Source organism: Fimbriimonadaceae bacterium, assembly GCA_019638795.1.
Lineage (GTDB): Bacteria > Armatimonadota > Fimbriimonadia > Fimbriimonadales > Fimbriimonadaceae > JAHBTB01.
Genome location: JAHBTB010000008.1, coordinates 76,265 through 96,811, shown reverse-complemented (window position 1 = coordinate 96,811; position 20,547 = coordinate 76,265). Strand labels below are relative to the sequence as shown.

Here is a 20,547-nt window from a genome sequence, read left to right as displayed (position 1 = left end):
ACATGGCCCCCTTCGGCTGGAAGGTCACTTACGCGCCGGTGGGCGAGGGCAACCTGGACTGGGACACCATCCTTCCCGCCCTCGTGGCGGCGGGGACGGAGTGGCTCCTGGTCGAACTCGACGAGTGCCCGCGCGACCCCTTCGACAGCCTGTCGTCCAGCCTGGCCTTCCTTCGGAGCCGCATCCGCGAAACCGAGGGCCTTTCCTGACGAGAAAGGCCCGACACCGTGGCGGTGCCGGGCCCCTGAGACTTGTCGAGTCGACCGGTCAGACCGTCTTGATCTCGATGTCCACGCCGCTGGGGAGGTCGAGACGCATGAGCGCGTCGATCGTCTTGTTGGTCGGCTCGTGGATGTCGATCAACCGGTTGTGGGTGCGGAGCTCGAAGTGCTCCATGGACTCCTTGTCGATGTGCGGGCCGCGGATGACGCAGAACTTGCGGATGCGGGTAGGCAGGGGCACGGGCCCGGCGATGCGCGCGCCAGTCCGCTTGGCCGTCTCGGTGATCTTCTCAGCCGAGGTGTCGAGGATGCGGTGGTCGTAGGCGCGCAGGCGGATACGGACGGTTGGTACTGCTGACATGGTTCTTAGACCTCACCGGCCGGGCCGGCGACCGCAAATTCTGAGCCCGAGGGCCCTAACCTTGCGGTAAGGCAGATTATGGCACGGCGACACCGAGGCATCAGCCCTCGGTCCCCGTCGGGGCCGAGGGCGATGGTGGCGGTTCAGGCTTTGGAGACCAGGTGTTCCCCCGTCTCGTCCCGGTGCTTCTTCAGGTACGGCATGAACGGTGTGCCGCCGGTGCCCACCGCGTGAGGGTTCTTGCTGTCGGTCTGTGCCTGTTTGAAGATGTAAGTCGCCGCGTATTCCAGGTGCTTGGCCCGGAACCGGTGGATTCCCGCCACGCACCGGTCGTAAGCCGGAGCGAGCTCGGGATGCCGCTGGACGAACTCCCGCACGGACGGCCCAGACTCGAGCCGCTCGACAAACCCACGGTGGTCGGGCGGCATGTACTGCCGCATCTCCATCAGATAATCGCGGAGCAGGTCTTGCTTGTGCTCGACGGCCAGAAAGGCGTCGAGGGCCGGGACGATGCCGCTCTGGGCCCCGGTCTCGCCCCGGAACCGCTGGGGCTTCCCTTCGTACTCGGCCACGCCCTCATAAACCACGCCGTCCGGCAGGTCCGGATGACTGTGCCACCCGTGGATATAGGGCCGGACACGGTGGTAGTAGATGTAGGGGTCGCAGAGTTCAGGCATCCGTTCCAAGGTGGCGTTGATGCCGTCGAGGCTGGCCGCGATGTTCTCGAGCGCCGTCTGCACGCGGGCGACGTCACCGGCCGCGACCGCCTCCTGCCCGGGAAGGAGTTCCCTCAGGCCGGGCGCGGCCCGCTTTTCGATGTCGATGTGGACGATGACGAACCACTCCTCGTCGGCCCCGCCGAGGAAGCTCTGCCCCAAAGCGAGGTTGCCGGCTTCTAGGTCTCTGGCCGGGTCGAGGCGGTGGTAGTTGTGGAGGCAGTAGCTGGCATAGCTCAGCACCGGGGGCCGCCCCAGTCGCTTTGCCACGGCATGCCAGGGCACGGCGAGCACGGCAGGTATCCGCTCCGCCGCCTTGGGCCCGCACCACACGTACGCATGGCCGAGGTAGCTGAGCAGCACCATGGCGCGCTCATATTCCTCGGGAGTCCGGAGTTGGTCCAGGGGAAACTCGGGGAGGCCCTCGACGAACCCTCGGAACCCGTCGGACATCAGGTACTTGGGCAGTTTGCTGGCAAGAGATTCCCACGCGGCAAACGCGGATGGTAGGGACAGGAGGGGGGCTTTCTCGGGAAGAAAGCCGGTGAGTTCGCTGACGCCGTGTTCGGCGAGCGACGAGGTTGTGCTCACTGATTCATGATCGTTCGATCCCGCTTGGTGGCCGCCGGAGCGACTCTTGGGTACGGGCTGATGGTACTCCACCACCAGAAGCTTTGGCGACGGGGCACCCACCCGCTACGCGTACTGGACGAGGCCGACCCGGTTACCGTCGGGGTCGGCGACCTGGGCGGACCAGCCGACGTTGGGGACGTCCTGCCGTGGGCTGACGACAGCCCCTCCCAGGGCCGCCGCCCGGCCGAGGGCCGAGTCAAGGTCCTCCACCTGGAACCAGACACTGGGGCTGGCCCCCGGCTCGACCGCCTCGACACGTTGCAGGCCGCCGATGTGCTGGTCACCAACGCCGAAGACGACCATGGAGTCGGTGAAGGCGCGAAAGGTCCAGCCGAACAGTCCCTTGTAGAATGCTTGGGCCCGGGCGACGTCGGTGACGTCGAACTCGATGTGGCAAACAGTGTTCATGGACACAATCTAGCCCACGCTGGCGTGGGTCAAGTTGACATTTCTTGTGAATGTCTTGTCCACCGTCGGGGCGACACACCGGTCGCCGCCTTGAACGCCCGGGTGAACGCGGAGGTCTCGCTGTAACCCATTTGCGAGGCGACCTCGTTCACCGGCCGTCCCGTACTGAGTTGAGCCCTGGCCCAGGCAAACCGGTGCCGGTCTTGGTACTGTCGCGGCGACGACCCATAGGTCGCCGAGAAGAGCCGCTGGAAGTGACAGGGGGACAGCCCGGCGACGCGGGCCGACTCCGCCAGGGGGACGGCGGCTAGCGCACGTTCCAGCGAAGCCCGGACAAGGTCCATCCTGGCCATGAGCTCGGCCCGAGTCACGAACCGCCGTGAGGGGACCCGCGCATAGGCCAGGGCAAGCGGACACGGGCCAGGCATCGACTCATATTGTGCCCGCATCGGCAAGACAGGCCAGGCGGAACCGCCTGGCCTGTCTGTCGGCAGGGTGTTTGGCCCCGGCTCAGGGGCGGCGACGACGAGCCAACGAGAGGACGCCGGCACCCAAAGCCAGCAGAGTCGCGGGCTCGGGGACGCTTTCGGCACTGAGTCGCACGTCGTCAAAGTCCATCTGCGAGCCGGCGGTCCTTTCGAACTGCACGGTGAGGAGTTTGCCCAGGCTGGCGTCGCCGGCCAAGGCCTCATATTCAATCTTGACCAGGCTGAACGACGTCGGGTCGTGGGCGGTATGGTCGTAGAGGGTCTCACCAAGAAGGGTGCCGTCGGTCACCACGCCGTCCGCGACAGTGCCACCCGCCCACAGGCGGAGCATGAACGACCCGGCAAATCCGTCGGTCCTCCGGCCCCCCATGACGCTCAAGTTCGTCGTGCCAAGCCCAAGGACGTCCGAAGCCTGTTGGGCAATGAAAAGGGCGTTGGAGTAGCCGATCTGGACTCCGTCCGGAGCGTCAGTTTCAAAGAAGGAGCCCGCAGGAAGATGCCACACGCCTGCCGAACCGCTGCTGCTCTTTGTCCAGCCGTCAATACCGTCACTAGAGTAGGCTCCCAAGGACTGGGGGGGCTCCTCAAAGGAAGCGTTGGTCAGGGAGGCGGACGCCAACGGAGCGACGACACACGCTAGCGCGACGAGTTGCAGTTTCATGTATGTCCTCTCAGCAGAACCCACCAAGAAAGATCTGGTGGAAATTCTGCTTGCCAGTATACACACAATAGTTGACAGGGCGACACTGCACTGCGCCGCAGGGCAAGAGAGACATGACCGACCATGCCCGGGAGGTCTGTTACCTCCCGGGCATGGTCGGATATTGGGGCGAGTGACGCTTAGTTTGGCGTCGGGGTGATCGTGAACCCCTGGGCGCTGAGTTCCTGCCCGATGTGGCGGAGCTTCTTCATCGCCCGCAGCTCGATCTGACGGACGCGTTCGCGCGTCACGTTCAGGGCCGAACCGACCTCCTCCAGAGTCCGTGACCGACCGTCGTCGAGTCCGAACCGGAGACGGACGACGTCACGCTCGCGCGAGGTGAGACGGCCCAAAATACCGTCGATCTCCTCGCGCCGGATGAGGCTCCAGGTGACGTCCGAGGGTGTCGGCATCCCGGTGCTGGGGATGAAGTCGCCGATGGACGAGTTGTCCTTTTCGCCGACCGGAGTCTCCAGCGACAGCGGCTCGACGGCGACGCGAAGCATCTCTTGCACGCGCTCAGCCGACATCCCCACCCGCTCGGCGACCTCTTCGGGCGTCGGTTCGCGGTGAAGCTCCTGTTGGAGTTGGTTCGCCGTCTTCATCACCTTGTTGATGAGTTCGGCGACATAGACCGGGATGCGGATCGTGCGCCCTTGGTTGATGATCGCGCGGGCGATGGCCCGGCGGATCCACCACGTGGCATAGGTGCTGAAGCGGAAGCCTTTGCGCCAGTCGAACTTCTCCACGGCGCGGATGAGGCCCAAGTTGCCTTCCTGGATCAGGTCGGCGAGGGGGATACCGCGGGCGTTGTACTTCTTGGCGATGCTGACGACGAGGCGCAGGTTGCTCTCGATCAGCTGCTGTTTGGCGAGGGTGCCGACCTTCATGACGTCCTTGCGGTCGAAGTCGCAGAACTCATAGTCCTTCGGCAGGTTCATCAGCTCGGCGACCTTGCTCCACTTCCCTTGCTCCGCCAAGTCCTTGGCCTGGACCTTCTTGGCCAGGTCTTCTTCTTGTCCGGGGGTGAGCAGGTGGGCGCGCCGGGTCTGGCGCATCCACATCTCAAGCTCTTCGCTGTCGTCGTGCTGAGGCGCGGGGGCTTCTTCTTCTTCCTCGACTTCCTCGAGTTCCATCAAGTCTTCTGCGGCCGGCTCCGCCTCGTCGGGCAGCATGTGCTTGCTCGCGTCGACAAAAGCGTGGCGGGCGTGGGTGCGGACGGTGATGGCCTTTCCGCGCCGGACTTGTGGAGGCATTCCATTCTCAACTGGCATGATTCAAGTTCTCACATTTACAGACTACGGGCGGGCGCAGTTGTGTGCAGAGTCCCAACCAAAAGCCTGCTCGTTTTTTGACCGGCCCTGGTCATTGCGCGTCGTTGCGTCTCCGAGCCGGTGCCATATCGTTCTCATCCCTGTCTTCCAACCGGGTGCTCAACCAGGGTATCAAAGGAACCCTTCAACGTCAAGCAGTTTTTCTCAAAACTTGTTGACGATGGAAGAAAGGGTACGGCTGTGCCTTCACAGACCGTGCCAACTGGGTTCGACGCCGCCGATTCCCAGGCGGTTTCCGCCACTAGGCCCAGGCTAACGCAAGAGGGCCAGACTCTGGGCCGAAAGGCGGAGGACTTCTCCCAACTGGCGGGCGGACTCCAGCGTGTTGGTCCGCCCGAACGAGACGCGCACAGTGGACATCGCCTCATCGGGTGTCAGGCCCGCGGCAATGAGCACCGGGCTGGGCTTGGTCTTGCCGCTGCTGCACGCCGGGCCGGCGCTCAGGGCGAAGCCGTTCGCGTCGGCCTCGACGACCAAGGACTCGCCGGTCAGGCCCGAAAACGTCATGCTGAGGACAAAGGGGCTCTGCTCGGGGGCGTCGTTGACCTTGGCGTCCGGGTTCTCGTCGATGACGGCCCGCCGCAACTCTTGGGCATGGGCCCGGTCGGCGTCCATCTCTTCGCGGGCGATCGCCGCGGCCTCGCCGAACCCGACGATGCCGGCGACGTTGAGGGTGCCGCCCCGCAGGTGGAGTTCCTGACCGCCGCCCCGCAGAAACGGCTTGATGGAGTCAGGGTCGCGCAGGTAGAGGCCGCCGACCCCCTTGGGGCCGTACAGCTTGTGCGAGCTGAACGAAGCAAAATCGAGCGAGCCGACCGACCAAGGCACTTTGCCCAGGGCTTGGGTGGCGTCGGAGTGGTTCATGCCTCCGCACATGGGGTGGGTCAGCACCGCACCGGTCTCGTTGCAGACCGCCATGACGCTGGCCAGCTTCGTCTTGCGCGGGAGGACCGTCCACCCGTCGTTGTCCAGGTGGGGGTCCTTGCACCAGGCCTCGACGGTGTCGCGGACACTGATGTGCTCGAACGGGCTGACCTTGGCGCAGTCGAGCACCGCCCCACACAGCACCCAGTTGTTGCTCTCGGTCGCCCCGCTCGTAAAGACGACCTGGCTGGGGTCCGAGGCGCCGATCAGTCCCGCGACCTGCTCCCGGGCCCTCTCGACCGCCTGTCGGGCGGCCCGCCCCCAAGCATGGATGGAGTTGGCGTTGCCGAAGCCTTCGTCGAGCCAAGGGGCCATCGCCTCCTTGACCCGGGGGTCCAGCGGCGTCGTCGCCGCGTGGTCAAAGTAACGACTGCGGTCGAACCCACTCACGAAATGAGAATACCAAAAGTTTCGTGACGGGCCCGACCCGACGAAGAAAGGGCCGACCGAAGGTCGGTCGGCCACAGCAAGCGTCCGCTAGCGAGACGGACGAGACACTCATCGTTCGTGGCAAGAAGGTGCCGGCGCCGGGCCCCTCTCCAGGCCCGGCGGTCGGCGGTGGGTCAAGGCCGACTGGAAGACAAGGCCTGGTCCAGGTCCTTGACGAGGTCTTCGACGTTCTCAAGGCCGACTGACAAGCGGATGAAGTCGGGGGTCACGCCGGTGGCCAACTGCTCGTCGGGGTTCAGCTGTTGGTGCGTCGTGCTGGCGGGGTGGATCACCAGGCTCTTGGCGTCGCCGATGTTGGCGAGCAACGAGAAGATTTGGAGCCGGTCGATGAACTTCAGCGCCGCGTCATAGCCTCCTTTGATCCCGAAGCCGATGATCGCCCCGAATTTGCCTCGGTAGTGGTACTTGGCGGCGCGCGCGTGGTCCTTATGGCTGGTCAGTCCGGGATAGTTGACCCAAGCGACCTCAGGATGGGCCGACAGGAACTGGGCCACTTTGAGCGCGTTGTCGCTGTGCCTTTCGACGCGGACGTGGAGGGTCTCGATCCCCTGGAGGATCGCCCACGAATTGAACGGCGAGATCGCCGCGCCGGTGTCTCGCAGGCCCTGCACCCTTGCCTTGATCCCGAGGGCGACGTTACCAAGGCCGGGGAACGCCCCGAAGACTTCCCAGAACTTCAGGCCGTGGTAGCTGGGGTCAGGTTCGGTGAAGTTCGGGAACCGGCCCGACGACCAGTCGAAGTTGCCGCCGTCCACGACGATCCCGCCGATCGACGTCCCATGCCCGCCCAGGAACTTGGTCAGGGAATGGACGACCGCGGCGGCACCGTAGTCGAGGGGCCGGACAAGGTAGGGGGTCGGGATGGTGTTGTCCACGACGAGAGGGACGCCGTTCTCCCGCCCGATCTTGGCGACCGCCTCGATGTCCAGCGTGTCGCTCTTGGGGTTGCCCACCGTCTCGCCAAAGAAGAGCTTGGTCTTGTCGGTGACGGCACGGCGGAAGTTCTCCGGGTCGCTCGGGTCGACGAACTTGACTGTGATCCCCCACTTGGGCAGGGTGTAGTGAAGCAGGTTGTAGGTGCCGCCGTAGAGGCTGCTGCTGCTCACGATCTCGCCGCCGTGCTCGACGATGCTCGTGATCGCCAGGGTGGTGGCCGCCTGTCCGCTCGCCGTGGCCACCGCGGCGGTGCCGCCCTCCAAGGCGGCCACCCGCTGCTCCAGCACGTCGGTCGTCGGGTTCATCAGACGGGTGTAGATGTTCCCGAACTCCTGAAGGCCGAACAGCCGCGCGGCATGGGCGGTGTCGTCAAAGACATAGCTCGTGGTCTGGTAGATGGGCACCGCCCGGCTCTTGGTCGTCGGGTCGACGGCCTGGCCCCCGTGAAGGGCCAAGGTCTCGAAGCTCTTGTTGATCGTCGGGTTCGTGGTCTCGGCAGGCATTGCGTCCTCTTGTTTGGATCATACGACGAACAATCGACTGATGTTCCAGCATCATGTGGGATACTTTTGAAATCAATAGGTCGCATCAACACAACTCATCTAATTTAATTTGTATTGATAACAAGACACGCCCGGCATGTTCGCCCGGGGGCGGTGACGAGGCTACTTGTCTTCGTTTGTTTCAAGAGGCTGGACCAATGGGTCCACCGCCTCGAAGGCGGCCACGACTTCCGGCATCCACGCCGAACGCTTGAGCGAAGGAGGCACTTCCATCTCTCCCGGGTGCCGGACAAGGTCAAGGGCCCACGCCAAGGCGACCACTTCGTCTTCGACGCCATGGTCCTTGAGGACGACAAGCGACAAGACCACGACCGCGGCGCCGAGCCACGGGGCCTGCCGCAGGGCCTCTTGTCGGGCGGCGACCGGGTGGGGCCAAAGTTCGGCCGCTTCCCGGACGGCCATCAGGGCCTCGTCGGACAGCCCCAGCCGCTCGCCGGCGGAGACGGCGGAGACGGCGACACGTCCGACACGGCGCCTCGCCTCCGGCGGCAGTTGGCCGTGCAGCCGACGCAACAGGGCGGTGCGTTCGTCTTGGGTCGGTTCTCTGGGCGTCATGGGTTTCTTTGACCCTAGTTCGTTCGCAACGACGGACTTCGACCGCCGGTATAGTCGGATCATGGCGCAAACGCCCCCACCATTCGAGACGGCCCCGTCTCCTCGGCCCAAAAAGGCGACAAACCCGATGATGTGGGTCGCCGTCGCCCTTGTGGGCTTTTGCTGCGTGGCCCTGATCGCCTTCGCCGCCGTGGCCTTTTCCGGGTTCAAGACGGTCATGAGGGGCGGTGGCTGCGTCATCACGATGACCATGGCCCGGAACAGCATCGACGCCTATGTCCGCGTCAATGGCAAGTTCCCTCCCGCCGACACCTGGCAGACGGACACGGAAAAGTACTACGCGATGATCTACAACAAGATCGCGCCCAAGTTCAAGCAAAACCAGATCATCAGCGAGATGCTCGACGTCAAGCCCGGCCAGGTCATGGAGTGCACGATGGGCGACGCGAAGTCGGGCCTGGCCTACAACGCCGACCTCGCGGGCAAGACCATGGACGACATCAAGGACAAAGAGGCGACGGTCGTGATCTTTGAGACCACCACCGCCACCCAGAACAACAACGCGCCGTACAAGCCCCTGACCGGCGACGCCCCCAAGATGTTCGGGTCCAAGCGGAGTTGGCTGACCCTTTCCGTCGCGGGACGCAAGAACACCTTCCAGTCGCGCGGTGGTGACACGAACTACTCGATCAGCGACGAGGACTTGGAGTTGTCGGACGAAGAGTTGGGCATCAAGCCGAAGGCGGGCAAAGAAGGCTCGTCCAATGAACCGGCGAAAGCCGAAGGCGTCTAGGCGCTTGGGACGGCGGGCGGTCCGGCTCTCGGGCCCGCCGCCCCGCCCCTCCGGCGTATAATGATGTTGACCTCTATGAACCCCACGGACTTCCTCGGTTTCCTTTCTGGCCAAGAGCTCATGGTCGTCGGTGTTTTGGTGCTGGTCCTCTTTGGCGGTGCCAAGATCCCTCAACTCATGCGCGGGCTAGGCCGGGGGATGGGTGAGTTCAAGGCCGGCATCGAAGAAGGCAAGCGGGCCATGGACGAATCGTTGGAAAGGTAAAAGGACAATATGCGACCCACAGATTTTCTCGCGTTCCTGTCAGGCCAAGACCTGATGATCGTGGGCGTGCTGATCTTGGTGCTGTTCGGCGGCGCCAAGATCCCACAATTGATGCGCGGCCTGGGCCGAGGCATGGGCGAGTTCAAGGCCGGACTTGAAGAAGGCAAGGACGCCCTGAACAGCGCGATGAACAGCGACCGCCACGACTACTCGTCGCGGCCGATGGACGACCACAGTCCCAAGCCGGTCGAGGCCAAGGTCGAGACAGGCACCGAGACGGCCCACGACGACCAGACCGCGAAACCGACGGGCTAAGCCTATGGCGCAGGGAACGACCCTGACCGCCGACGAAGTCCTTGGCCGGCTTGAAACATTCTTGACCCGGTCGGTCGAGCGACTGGGCACCACCGACGTCAACCCACCTGGCCATCGCGTCCCCTTTCACTGGCCGCCCCACGCGGCCAGCGTCGATTACTGCGTCCCTGCCGACGCATGGACCAGCCGGGAAAGCCTGCGGGCTTTTGGCGAAGAACTGGACGTGGACGTCGCCGTGACCGACGCCGGCGTGTTCGGCCGGTCACGCAAGCTGTGGAACGAGGCAAGGGGCGAGACGACCGCCGAAATGCTCGACGCCCTGCGAGAGGGTTGCGTCCCCTACTTTGAACGGATGGACGCGATCACCGGCACGCTCATGGCCGCCGACCGGTTCCATGGCTCGGTGCGCGACTTGGGGCCGGTCGAGTGGGTCTGCCTCCTGTTCTGCCCCGACCGGGACGTCGCCAACGAGGCGAAGATCGAGATCGAGACCCATGCCAGCAGCGGGCTCTTCGGCCCGGCCCTGGTGCAGATACTGCGCGACGACCGCCACCCCGACCGCCGCGTCGCCCAGTGGTGCGTCTTGGACATGTTCGAGGACTTGCCGGCCTTCTGCCCGACGGAGGTCTGCCAATCGCAGGCCACCGCCGCGATCCGCGACTTCCTCTTTGACGCCCCAGACGATTACGCCCGGTGTGCCTACAAGGCAGGCGTCGTGCTGGGCGGGCACATCTGCACCGAGGAGGCGGGCCGGGCCTTGATGGACTGCTTGGAGGCGTCGAGCAAGTACGGCCGGCGAAGCGCGGCGCACGCCGTGTTCCACCTGGTCGAGTGGTGCCCGTCGACACGGGACGAGGTCGTGCGGCGCTTGAGGGTGATGGCGTCCCAAGACGACGAACCCCTCCTGCGGACGTTTGCCTCGTACATGGCCGACGACATCGCCAACTACGCCACCGACCACGTGCTGGAGCCGGTCTTCCCCGAAGAAGACTGACCTCGGTGGACACAAGGCTCCTTCTCAGCGACGTCGCCAGCCTCTCCGGGCGAGAGGCCGCTGACATCGAGCGGGTCGTCAATGTGGCGAACCGCGTCCGTCAAGACCTCTTTCCCGGCGACCGGCTCGGGCCCGGCGACCTCGAAGAAGACCACCACGCCGACCGTGTGGTGCGGTGCGTCACCGCAGACGGCACCCTGGTCGGGACAGCGACGCTGTCCGTCAAGGGGACTTCCCTGTGGGTCACCCTTGTGGCGGTCGTCCCCGGGCACACCGGCGCTGGCCTCGGCGCGAGGATGCTCGACTTTGCCGCCCGCGTCGCGCAACAAGAGGGGCTCCTCTGGCTCGGACTCGAGGCGGTCGACGAGGGGCGGCTGGTCGACTTCTACCGGCGCAACGGCTTTGAAGAGGTCCGACGCGAGACCTGGCCCCAGGGCAAGTGGGATGCGACCCGCCCGTTTGACCTGGTCACCCTCCGCCGACCAGTGTCTCCGCCCGACAAGACGGCCGAACAAGAAGCGACCGGGCCAAGGGCGATAGAATAAGGGCCATGTTCGTGCTGGCTCTGGCCATTGGTCTGCAGGCGCAGTTGGACGCGCTGCTCAAGACCCCTGACTTGAAAGGTGCCCTCGTCGGCGTCTACGTGATGGATTCCCAGGGCAAGACGGTCTATGAGCACGGGGCCGACATGCGGTTGGTGCCGGCCAGCAACCAGAAGATCCTCAGCGCGGCGATGGCGTTGGAGACGCTAGGCCCAGAATTCACGTGGAAGACAAGATTTTGGAAAGAAGACGGCCGTTGTGTGGTGGACGCGGAGGGCGACCCGACCCTTGTCGCCGCCGACCTCGCCAAGGTCGCCAAAGAGCTCAAGCTTCCGCCCGGGACGCCCGTGGTCGTCCGTGCCACCTTCGGACAAGACTATCCGGAGGGCTGGGAGACCGACGACTTGCCCAACCGCTACTCGGCCCGCCCGGCCGGGTTCTGCTACGACCGCGCCGGGTTTGAGATCTTTGCCGAAAAAGGCAAACTGGTCCCTCTCGCCGAGCCGCTTGGGGTCCTCGTACGGTACCGAAAGGGCTCCGGTTCACCGCAGGTCAGGCTTGACCTGTGCCGACGCCAGGCCACCGTCGTGGGGACGTTGCCCGACAAACGGACAAGCCTCGACACCTTGGCCCAACCGGACCCGATCGGGTCGGCCTGCGCGATGATCGGCGGCGTCTATGCCGGCCGCACCGACAATGTGCCCGACCGCGCCCCCGACGTGACCCTGGAAAGCAAGCCGCTGGGCCAGGTTTTGCCGTCTTGCCTCAAGCCAAGCGACAACCACATAGCCGAGCATCTCATGTTGTCGGCGACCGGCCACATGTGGGCGACCAACCCCGGGCCCCGCAACGGCCAGTTCGGGTACGGACCGGCCGACGAACTGGCGGCGACCTTCTTTGCCGGTTACGCCGGCGCGACCAGCGACGACCTCCACATGGTCGACGGTAGCGGCCTCAGCCGCCACAATCTCGTGACGCCCCGGTTCTTGGCACGCGTCTTGCAACAAGTCCGAAGCAAGAAGTACGCGAAGGTCTTCTTGGACGCTTTGCCCAAAGCAGGAGAAGGAACACTGTCCAACAGACTCAAGGGGCAACCGGTCGCCGCCAAAACCGGTTCCCTTGACGGGGTGATATCTCTTTCCGGCTACCTGGGCACAGACTCCGACGAGCCTTGGACGTTCTCCATCGTGTGCAACCACACGGTGGCGTCCCCCGCCAAGGTCCGTGCGGCCCAAGACAAGATCGTCACCGCTCTGCTTCTTGCCAGGACGAAAAAATGACCCTCGCCGCGAAACAGATCGTCGGGAACCTGTTCCCCACCCGGGCGCTGGCCCTCCTGCTCGGCATCGGATTCCTCGACCTGACCGCCACCGCCGTCCTTCATGCCAACGGCATGATCGTCGAGCTCAACCCCCTGATGCGTCCTCTAATCGAGCGGAGCGAATGGCTGTTCGCCCTGGTCAAGGCCCTGACCTTGTTCGGAGCCTGGTTCGTGATGGCACGCCACGCCAAGGTCAACCTCAAGTTTGTCCGGGCCACCGCCCTGGCCGGCTCGTGCGTCTATATGGTCGTCTGGGTCACGTGGTTCTTCACCGGCGCCCGGCCGGTCTGAGACCAGACGACCGGCCATTGGCGTACCGCCTCCAAACCTACCGGTAGACTCGGGCCGTACCATGGCCCTCGCTAAGAAGACTGTCCGTGACATCGCCGTGAAGGGCAAGCGCGTGCTTGTCCGCTGCGACTTCAATGTGCCGCTCCAAGACGGCAAGATCACCGACGACAACCGGATCACCGCTTCCCTGCCCACGATCAAACACCTGTTGGCCGAAGGCGGCCGCGTCGTCTTGTGCAGTCACTTGGGCCGGCCCAAGGGGGTGACGCCCGAGTTCACCTTGGCCCCGGTCGCAGCGCGGCTGAGCGAGCTGCTTGGCCAGCCTGTCCGCCTCGCGCCGGACTGCGTCGGCCCGGAGGTCGAAGGCTTGGTGTCCCGTTTGGGCGACGGCGAGGCCATCCTCTTGGAGAACGTCCGCTTCCATCCGGAGGAGGAGAAGAACGACCCTGCATTCGCCGCCCAGTTGGCGTCCCTGGCCGACCTCTACGTCAACGACGCCTTCGGCACCGCCCACCGTGCCCATGCGAGCACCGAAGGCGTCGCCCACATCGTCCCGGGCGTCGCCGGTTTCCTGATCGAGAAGGAGATCGACTACCTGGGCAAGGCGGTCGAGAATCCCAAGCGGCCGTTTGTCGGCATCATGGGTGGCGTCAAGGTGGCGGACAAGATCCCGGTCATCAACAACCTTTTGCCCAAGGTGGACAAGCTCATCATCGGCGGGGCGATGAGCTACACGTTTTTCAAGGCAAAGGGATGGGAGATCGGCACGTCCAAGCTGGACAGCGAGAGCATCGACTTTGTCAAGGGCCTCATGGACACCCAGGGCGACAAGCTGCTGTTGCCCGTCGACACGGTGGTCGCCGCGGCCTTTGCCGCCGACGCCACGCCGACAGTGGTGGACGCTGACAAGATGCCGTCCGACCAACAGGGCCTGGACATCGGCCCGAAGACGAGGGCCCTCTTCGCCGACGCGGTCAAGGGTGCCGGCACCGTGATTTGGAACGGGCCGATGGGGGTCTTCGAGTTCGACGCTTTCTCCGGGGGCACGAAGGCGGTCGCGGAGGCCCTCGCCGCGTCGTCGGCCACCACGATCGTCGGTGGCGGTGACAGCGCGGCCGCCGTCGAGAAGTTCGGTCTGGCGGACAAGATGAGCCATGTCAGCACCGGGGGCGGTGCGAGCCTGGAGTTCCTGGAGGGCATCGAGCTGCCGGGGATCGCCGCCCTTCAGGACAAGTGACGCCGGTCTGCTTCCGCCTCGACTTGGACTCGACCCCGTGGGACCACTCGTCGGGCTACGGGGTCGAGCAGTCCCGGCTGGTCGCCCTTTTTGACGACGCCCGCAGGACGGGGATCAAGTTCCACGTCTTCGCGTCGTCGCGGGCCCTGCGCGCGTCGCCGGGCCTGGTGGACGCGGTCCTGGGCGACGGCCACGACCTCGACTGGCTCCACACAGGTCCGCCGTCGGCATGGCCAGAGGCCATGGACGAAGCCGAAGCCCTGATCCACGGCACCGGTCACGCCTGGTGGGGTGTCGGCCTGACTTCACCCTTCGCCCACCTTCTCGAAGGCCGTGTCCGTTTCATCAGCGCTCCTGACCCCGACGGGATGTTCCGGCGACCCTTTGAGACCCGGCGTTTTTGTCTTGGCGTCTGCCCGGCCGACTGGGTACGGGCCGACCTTGACGAGGTGGCTAGACAAGCGCACCCTGTCCGTACGTTGAGGGACTGGGTGATGGCGCACGAGAAGGGCACGGATTTACAACCCGACTCCGCCTGGCCGGGCCGCTAGTCTGGGTTGTACCGCATTTGTTCGGAATCGTCCCGCTTAGAGCATTCAAACACCGGCTTCCAGGTTCGCCAATCAACCGATGTCCTTTCATTACCAGAAGCGTTTCCGGGCACTGGTCCGCCATGGAAACCGACTATGGGACTAGCGCCATATCATCATGTGATATCGTTTGAGCTTGCACTCCTCAATGGCGAGGCGTCACCAGAATCTGATGCCTATCACTCGCGTTGATGAACCTGAACAGATCATTGTTCCCGTACCGGAGCCGCTTGAAAAGCCGGAAGAACCCCAAACTGACACCTGCGGCCCGATGACCAAACATTTGATCTAGTCAGTTACTTATCGTACACCAAATATCTGGCTGATTTGTCTATCGCCCCAAGGGGACCTGACCCATGGCCGGCGGCGGGGGCCTACCGCGGCCCCAAGTACGGAATAGTCCTCACGGTGTTCTGCGGGCCAGGTCACAGACGATGTTCCACTCGGCCTCGGTGACGGGCATGACGCTCAGGCGCTGGCCCTTACGCAGCACGAGCATCTCTTCGAGCCCGGACACCGTCCTCATCTCGGCCAAGGTCACGCAGCGCGGAAACTTCTCGACGAACACCACGTCACGGGTGACCCACCGCGTCCCGTCGGCGGGGGCCTTAGGGTCGTAGTACTCGCTCTGGGGGTCGAACTGGGTGGGGTCGGGGTAGGCGTCCCCGACGACGCGCATGGTCCCGACGACGCCGGTCGGGTCGGCGACAGAGTGATAGAAGAACGCGAGGTCGCCGTCGCTCATCGCGTCGCGGAAGAAGTTGCGCACCGTGTAGTTGCGGCAACCCTCCCACACGTCGGGGCCACCTTTGGCCCTGAGGTCGTCGATGCTGTAGCAGTCGGGCTCAGACTTCATCAGCCAGTAGGCCATAGCCTATTGTGCCTGCTGGACGGCGGGCGGGGCAAAAGAATGGGGCCGTCCCCGTAGTGGTGAGACGGCCCCGCGTGTTATGGATTGCTTGTGGCGGTCGGGGAGTGGCTGTCAGCGCACGAAGTGGATGACAGGCTCGTTCAGGTCGTCGAGGAGCATGAGCGACACGACCGGCATGGGCCGGTCCTTGGCGATCTGCCTCGCTTCGTCGAAGGCGACTTCTTCGCACGACATCCCGCTCAGGTCGATCTCCCGGGCGAATGACAGGGCGAGAGCCATGGTTGAAAAGCACGCGAGGCCGTGGACCCCGTCGTGGCAGTAGCAACCGTATTTTCCTGTCGGCGGATGCTTGAGGACGAAGAGCGTCTCAGGAAACGTATCTTCGAGCCCCAGTACCGGACAGTCCAGTAGTTGGTTCATCAGCGACACCATTTATTTCGGCTATCCGGACTGAAAAGTGAATGACTTCCCGCCCGATTCGCCATGGTCATTTGTTAGGCGCGTTTGAAGAACCGTTTGTTCGCAAATTGTGCCGTTTCGGCTTGACCCCGCACGTCTACCGAGCAAGCGTCACCGACCTTGAACCCTGGGCCGACCAAGGCGAAACCGATCCCACAGTTCAGCATGGGGGAGAAGACCCCGCTGGTCACCACCCCGGCCACCTGGCCGTCCACGGTCACATCCGCGCCTGCAGGGGGAATGCGCTTCCCGTCCATTTTGATCCCGAGGAGCTTTTTGGCGGGGCCACGCTCCCGTTCGGCGGCGTAGTGCGCGGAGCCGACAAACCCTTTGTCCTTGCTGACCACCCAACCAAGCCCGGCCCACAAGGGCGACATATCGTCGCCCAACTCGTGGCCATAGAGGGGCAGACCGGCCTCGACCCGCAGAACGTCTCGCGCACCGAGCCCGCACGGCATGACGCCGGCCCCGGCCAGCTCGTACCACAGCTTCTCGGCAAGGGCCGCCGAGCAGACCAACTCATAGCCGTCTTCGCCGGTGTAGCCGCTCCGGGCGGCGAAGCAGTGGACTCCGGCGACGGACACGTCCATGGTGCCGAAGAACGGTTTACCGGTCAGGCCGTCGGGGTCGTTGGAGAGCGCGGCCAGTTTCGCGGTCGCCGTCGGGCCCTGGACGGCGATCATCGCCGTTTCGCCCGTGTGGTCGGCCATTTCGACACCGGCAGGCAGCAACTGACGCATGTGGTCCACGTCCTTCTCGTGGTTGCTGGCGTTGACGACCATGCGGAACGCCTCCGGCCCGTCCCGATAGACGATGATGTCGTCCACCGCCCCACCCTGCGCGTTGGGCAGGATCGAATACTGACCGTGGCCGTCGGCCAGCTTGGCGACGTCGTTGGTCGTGATGTGCTCCAGGAACTCCAGGGTGCCCGCCCCGCGGAAGCTCAGCCGCGCCATATGGCTGACGTCGAACATGCCGGCGCTGTCGCGCACCGCCTTCGCCTCCGCGATGACCGACGTGTACTGGACCGGCATGTCGTAGCCGGCGAACTCGACCATGCGGGCCCCCGTCGCCACGTGGGCGGCATGAAGCGGCGTGACCTGGGATGACATGGCGGCGAGTATATCTGTGCCCGGTCGCCCGGGACCTTACCGGGACCTTTCACCAGGTTGCCCACAGGTGCTGGTTGACGGCGGGCCCGCGAAATGACTAGTAGACATTATTATACTATTTCTGGCTTTGGCCTGAGATGTACAAGCCACCCTTGTCCCAGATCGCCGACGACCTCCTGCGCGCCGTGCCGCGCGACCCCGAAGCCCCGCACTATGCGGAAGACTCGTTCCGCCGGAAGCTAGAGGAGGCGGGCCGACGCGAAGCCCAGATGGCCCTACCCCGGGTGCGGCCCGGCGCGCTCTACCTCTACCGACAGGAATGGGCCGAGATCACTGAACGGTCGTCCCTGACCAAACGCCAGCTGGAGGTGGTCACCCTTCGTCTGGAGGGGCACACGTTCGAGCAGATCGGCGACCGGTTCGGCACCACGAAACAGGGGGCCGCCCGAGTCTTCTTCCAGGGCGCGAAGAAGCTGGCCAAGGCGTGGGTCGACTACCCGTTCCGAGGGCTGCCCTCGGTGTACGAAGAAGAGACGACCCGAGGGATTCCGATGGGACGTTGAACGAACCCGGTGATTCAAAGCGTCCAGAACCCGAGGGCTCTTGGTACAATGACCGCGCAAGGACGTCCTATGCCCACGATCGAATGTGAGGCTTGCAAGACCACGAACACCCTGGACAGCAAGTTCTGCCGCCAGTGTGGCCAGCCCATGCCCGAAGGTGCCGTGGACGCCGCCCGGGAGGAAATGTTGGCGCTTGTCGGCGACGGACGCCGCCTCCTTGCCGACGGACGGGTCCCCGAAGCATTGATGATCGCCGAGTCGGCCCTTGAGTTCGACCACGACTTGATCGAGGGCCTGGCCCTGTATGGCGACTGCCGCGAGCGGCAAGAGCGATTTTCGGAGGCGGTCGAGAGCTACGAGCGGATCCTGGAGTTGCGGCCCGACTCACCGCTTGACCGCATCCGCCTGGGCCACTTGCGCAAGCTGGCCCTCCAGAAGGAGATCCAGGTCGCCGAGCCGCGCAACAAGCGGCAGGTGCTCTACCTGAGCGGGGCCGTCGCCCTCGTCCTCGTCTCGGTGGGGATCGCCCTGACCCTGCCCAACAACCCGCCGAAAACCGGTGACGACCAGGAGCAGCTTCTTGTCTCCAACGCCGACAGCGGGATCAACGCCTTTGAGACCCAAGCGCCGGTCCCGGACGCGCCCGGCCCCGACGCGCGCAAAGCCGCCGACACCCAGGCACCCCGGACGGAAGACCAGCCGCTGGCCAACTACAATGTCGGCACCCCGACCCCGTCGGGCGTCGGTGCCGGGTCCCGCGCCCTGAGTTTCCCCAACGTCCCTCCCCTGTCGGTCAATCCCGGCCCGGGATTTGACCCGACGCGGATCGCCATCAACCCGACGACGCCCCCCAACACCTCGGCCCCCGCCACCGCGCCGGCCGAATCCGCCAAGACGCCCGAGCCGCCCGCCGAACCTCCTCGGAAAGCCCCTCCGGCTGTGGTCGAGATCACCGCCAGCCCGGGCGGGACCAACCAGGTCAACCCCGAAGTCGCCGTCACCAATATGATCCGGGTGGCCCGTGACCTCTACCTCCAAGGGAAGTTCGACCGTGCCGCCGACGCCTATCAAAAGGCCCTGAAACTGGGCGCGGACAAAGGGAGCACGAACCAGCGTCTGGCCCAGTGCTACGAGAAGCTGCGCAAGAACGAGGACGCCGTGGCCGCCTATCGCCGCGCCATCGAAGCGTTCGAAGCCCAACTGAAGAAGGAACCCGACCAGCGCACTGAGCGGGCCTTGGCCGCGTGCAAGAAGGCGTTGTCCATCTTGGGAGGCTAAGCCAGGTTGCCGGGCCCCGCCGTGCTCCTTGCCCTCGCGGTGTCCGCCCCGGCGCGCTCCGTCCCGCCCACGGTTTTGGTCGCCCAACTCATGGCCCCGCCTGTCGAGGGCGTCGACCGTAACCTGCTCGTCGGCTCTCGGATGGCCCAAGCCCTCGACGAGATCGGCCAGGTCGTCCCCGTCTTCTGGTCGATGACCGACCCTTACATCCGGGCCGCCAACGACGAGGGGACGATCCAGTTTGACGCCCAGGCCAGCCAGCAAAAGATCCGCGAGGCCGCCGAGAAGCTGCGTGTCCCGTACGTCCTCTTCGTCACCGTCTTCAAGGAGAACAACGGTCTCCGCCCCCTTGCCTTTCTCTACCGGGGCCGCGACAGCCGGCCGATATGGCGGTTCGGTGAGTACGACCGGCAAAGCCGCTATCGTCCCCGCCTCTTCGTCGACGAGAAGTCTCGCAAGGCGGTCGGCCAGTTCACCGACATCGACAAGATGTTCGAGTCTATGGTGGCCTATGTCGACGGCAGGCCCGACTGGGACAGCACCGCCCTCTCCTTGACGCGGACATGGTCGGAACTGTTGGCCGACACCGCCTTCCATGACCTGCCCAAGCGACCCCGGCTTTCCACCCCCCACGACCGGAAAACGGAGCTCGGCGGCACCGTCGCCGTCACCCTCGACCCCGCTGCCGGGGCGGCGCTCAAGAAGCAGGTCGACGCCCTTGTCGCGGAAGGCAAGCCGGCGATGGCCATTCTCACCCTCCGCGAGGCCGTCGACCAAGCCCCTTACGACATCGGGCCCCGCCAATGGCTCATCGACCTGCTCTCGGCGCAGGGCATGGCCTTCGAGGCCGCCATGGAGGCCCGCCGGGCGGCCCGGCTGACTACGGGCGACCCGGGCCCCTGGCTCAAATCGGCCCGGCACTGGTTGGCGGCCGGCAAACCGAAGGAGGCGCAGGCCGACTTGGACGTCGCCACCCACCACAACGCCAAAGCGGTCGCCTCGATGGCGGTGCTCGGCGACATCTTGCTGGTGCAAAACCGCCTGGTCGACGCGATGAACGCTTACTCTGCCTCGATCACGGCGGGCCCGACCCCCGAGGCCGTCGTCGGCCGAGCGGTGGCACGCGGCCTTCTTGGCGACGTGGAAGGATGTCAGGCCGATCTCAAGGCGGTTAACGACGCCAGCCCCGCGTCACTGGAGCAAACCTACGTCCGGGCCGTCGAGTTGGTCAGCCAGGCTGTCGACGTGGTCGGTTCCTCGTGCCGCGAACTGATCCCCGTGGCGCGCCACGCCCCCAAAACTCCTGAGGTCGTCGCCCGCGCGATGGCGCTGCAGCGGCAGACCCTCGCCCTCTCCAACCTGGTCGCGTTGTTGCCTACACCTCAACGTTACAAAAAGTCGCAAGCCGAGCGTGATCTGGCACAGAAGTTGCTCGCCCAATGTGGTCAAGAGATCTTGGATCTGGCGACGACTGGCGACGACGACCTGGCCGACGAAGCGACGATGAGCTTGAGCGAAGTCCTTGAGCTTGTGCCTTACGTCCGGGCGTTGTACCAAGAAGAGCGTCGAGACCACGATCACTGAACACTCTTGTCTTTGATCTGAGGACCCGATGCGGGAAATACTTG

The 20,547-nt window shown here is 64.9% G+C and carries 25 protein-coding genes; 13 read left to right on the top strand and 12 right to left on the bottom strand.

Translation table 11 applies throughout. The features are described from left to right. Positions 1-209: hypothetical protein (locus tag KF857_10525; protein MBX3112432.1), on the top strand; the 209-nt coding region annotated here is incomplete at its 5' end. Between the two features lie 58 nt (positions 210-267). Here KF857_10525 and rpsJ read toward each other — a convergent pair. From rpsJ to KF857_10480, 9 genes are all read right to left on the bottom strand, one after another. Beyond that, the gene (gene rpsJ / locus KF857_10520; GenBank protein ID MBX3112431.1) at positions 268-582 is read right to left on the bottom strand and encodes a 30S ribosomal protein S10; all 315 of its coding nucleotides are present in this window, start codon (positions 580-582) and stop codon (positions 268-270) included. 143 nt (positions 583-725) lie between these two features. Next, positions 726-1,889 carry a hypothetical protein gene (locus tag KF857_10515; GenBank protein ID MBX3112430.1) on the bottom strand — a complete coding sequence of 388 codons (1,164 nt, stop codon included), beginning with the start codon at positions 1,887-1,889 and terminating at the stop codon, positions 726-728. 105 nt (positions 1,890-1,994) lie between these two features. Then, entirely contained in the window at positions 1,995-2,339 is a 345-nt protein-coding gene (locus KF857_10510; GenBank protein ID MBX3112429.1) for a VOC family protein, read from the bottom strand. A gap of 29 nt (positions 2,340-2,368) precedes the next feature. Beyond that, positions 2,369-2,767: a helix-turn-helix transcriptional regulator gene (locus tag KF857_10505; GenBank protein ID MBX3112428.1), complete on the bottom strand. Its 399-nt coding sequence runs from the start codon at positions 2,765-2,767 to the stop codon at positions 2,369-2,371. An 82-nt stretch (positions 2,768-2,849) separates the two neighbouring features. Beyond that, entirely contained in the window at positions 2,850-3,488 is a 639-nt protein-coding gene (locus KF857_10500; protein MBX3112427.1) for a PEP-CTERM sorting domain-containing protein, read from the bottom strand. Positions 3,489-3,667: 179 nt separating this feature from the next. Then, positions 3,668-4,783 carry a sigma-70 family RNA polymerase sigma factor gene (locus KF857_10495; GenBank protein ID MBX3112426.1) on the bottom strand — a complete coding sequence of 372 codons (1,116 nt, stop codon included), beginning with the start codon at positions 4,781-4,783 and terminating at the stop codon, positions 3,668-3,670. Positions 4,784-5,113: 330 nt separating this feature from the next. Further along, a complete protein-coding gene (locus KF857_10490; protein ID MBX3112425.1) occupies positions 5,114-6,175 on the bottom strand; it encodes a cysteine desulfurase in 1,062 nt (353 codons plus the stop codon). 173 nt (positions 6,176-6,348) lie between these two features. Further along, complete coding sequence (locus tag KF857_10485) at positions 6,349-7,674, bottom strand: O-acetylhomoserine aminocarboxypropyltransferase/cysteine synthase (GenBank protein ID MBX3112424.1); 1,326 nt, start codon at positions 7,672-7,674, stop codon at positions 6,349-6,351. A gap of 162 nt (positions 7,675-7,836) precedes the next feature. Continuing rightward, entirely contained in the window at positions 7,837-8,289 is a 453-nt protein-coding gene (locus KF857_10480; GenBank protein ID MBX3112423.1) for a hypothetical protein, read from the bottom strand. A gap of 61 nt (positions 8,290-8,350) precedes the next feature. On the opposite strand from KF857_10480, the gene KF857_10475 reads away from it, so the two are divergent. The 9 genes from KF857_10475 (at position 8,351) to KF857_10435 (ending at position 14,597) form a co-directional block, all read left to right on the top strand. Then, entirely contained in the window at positions 8,351-9,082 is a 732-nt protein-coding gene (locus KF857_10475) for a hypothetical protein (protein ID MBX3112422.1), read from the top strand. A gap of 75 nt (positions 9,083-9,157) precedes the next feature. Continuing rightward, on the top strand, positions 9,158-9,346 hold the full coding sequence (locus KF857_10470; GenBank protein MBX3112421.1) for a twin-arginine translocase TatA/TatE family subunit: 189 nt from the start codon (positions 9,158-9,160) through the stop codon (positions 9,344-9,346). 9 nt (positions 9,347-9,355) lie between these two features. Further along, entirely contained in the window at positions 9,356-9,661 is a 306-nt protein-coding gene (locus tag KF857_10465; GenBank protein MBX3112420.1) for a twin-arginine translocase TatA/TatE family subunit, read from the top strand. Positions 9,662-9,665: 4 nt separating this feature from the next. Next, on the top strand, positions 9,666-10,655 hold the full coding sequence (locus KF857_10460) for a hypothetical protein (GenBank protein MBX3112419.1): 990 nt from the start codon (positions 9,666-9,668) through the stop codon (positions 10,653-10,655). Positions 10,656-10,660: 5 nt separating this feature from the next. Next, positions 10,661-11,200, top strand: coding sequence for a GNAT family N-acetyltransferase (locus KF857_10455; GenBank protein MBX3112418.1), 540 nt, complete (start codon positions 10,661-10,663; stop codon positions 11,198-11,200). 5 nt (positions 11,201-11,205) lie between these two features. Then, positions 11,206-12,477 carry a D-alanyl-D-alanine carboxypeptidase gene (locus tag KF857_10450; GenBank protein MBX3112417.1) on the top strand — a complete coding sequence of 424 codons (1,272 nt, stop codon included), beginning with the start codon at positions 11,206-11,208 and terminating at the stop codon, positions 12,475-12,477. Then, entirely contained in the window at positions 12,474-12,809 is a 336-nt protein-coding gene (locus KF857_10445) for a hypothetical protein (GenBank protein ID MBX3112416.1), read from the top strand. Before KF857_10450 ends, KF857_10445 begins: the two co-directional genes overlap by 4 nt. Positions 12,810-12,870: 61 nt before the next feature. Beyond that, positions 12,871-14,046 (top strand): phosphoglycerate kinase, encoded by a 1,176-nt coding sequence (locus KF857_10440; GenBank protein ID MBX3112415.1) that lies wholly within the window; start codon positions 12,871-12,873, stop codon positions 14,044-14,046. After that, positions 14,043-14,597 carry a hypothetical protein gene (locus tag KF857_10435; GenBank protein MBX3112414.1) on the top strand — a complete coding sequence of 185 codons (555 nt, stop codon included), beginning with the start codon at positions 14,043-14,045 and terminating at the stop codon, positions 14,595-14,597. The genes KF857_10440 and KF857_10435 overlap by 4 nt, the downstream gene beginning before the upstream one ends. Positions 14,598-15,039: 442 nt before the next feature. Here KF857_10435 and KF857_10430 read toward each other — a convergent pair whose 3' ends face one another. From KF857_10430 to gcvT, 3 genes are all read right to left on the bottom strand, one after another. Further along, positions 15,040-15,507 (bottom strand): EVE domain-containing protein, encoded by a 468-nt coding sequence (locus KF857_10430; protein MBX3112413.1) that lies wholly within the window; start codon positions 15,505-15,507, stop codon positions 15,040-15,042. A gap of 111 nt (positions 15,508-15,618) precedes the next feature. Further along, on the bottom strand, positions 15,619-15,927 hold the full coding sequence (locus KF857_10425) for a hypothetical protein (protein ID MBX3112412.1): 309 nt from the start codon (positions 15,925-15,927) through the stop codon (positions 15,619-15,621). Positions 15,928-16,001: 74 nt separating this feature from the next. Then, entirely contained in the window at positions 16,002-17,078 is a 1,077-nt protein-coding gene (gcvT, locus tag KF857_10420) for a glycine cleavage system aminomethyltransferase GcvT (protein ID MBX3112411.1), read from the bottom strand. A 152-nt stretch (positions 17,079-17,230) separates the two neighbouring features. Between gcvT and KF857_10415 the strand changes: the two genes are divergently transcribed. The 3 genes from KF857_10415 to KF857_10405 all read left to right on the top strand — a co-directional run bounded on the left by KF857_10415 (position 17,231) and on the right by KF857_10405 (position 20,503). Further along, positions 17,231-17,641 carry a hypothetical protein gene (locus KF857_10415; GenBank protein ID MBX3112410.1) on the top strand — a complete coding sequence of 137 codons (411 nt, stop codon included), beginning with the start codon at positions 17,231-17,233 and terminating at the stop codon, positions 17,639-17,641. 69 nt (positions 17,642-17,710) lie between these two features. Next, positions 17,711-18,919, top strand: coding sequence for a tetratricopeptide repeat protein (locus KF857_10410; GenBank protein ID MBX3112409.1), 1,209 nt, complete (start codon positions 17,711-17,713; stop codon positions 18,917-18,919). 6 nt (positions 18,920-18,925) lie between these two features. Beyond that, on the top strand, positions 18,926-20,503 hold the full coding sequence (locus KF857_10405) for a hypothetical protein (GenBank protein MBX3112408.1): 1,578 nt from the start codon (positions 18,926-18,928) through the stop codon (positions 20,501-20,503). Positions 20,504-20,547: the final 44 nt, after the last annotated feature.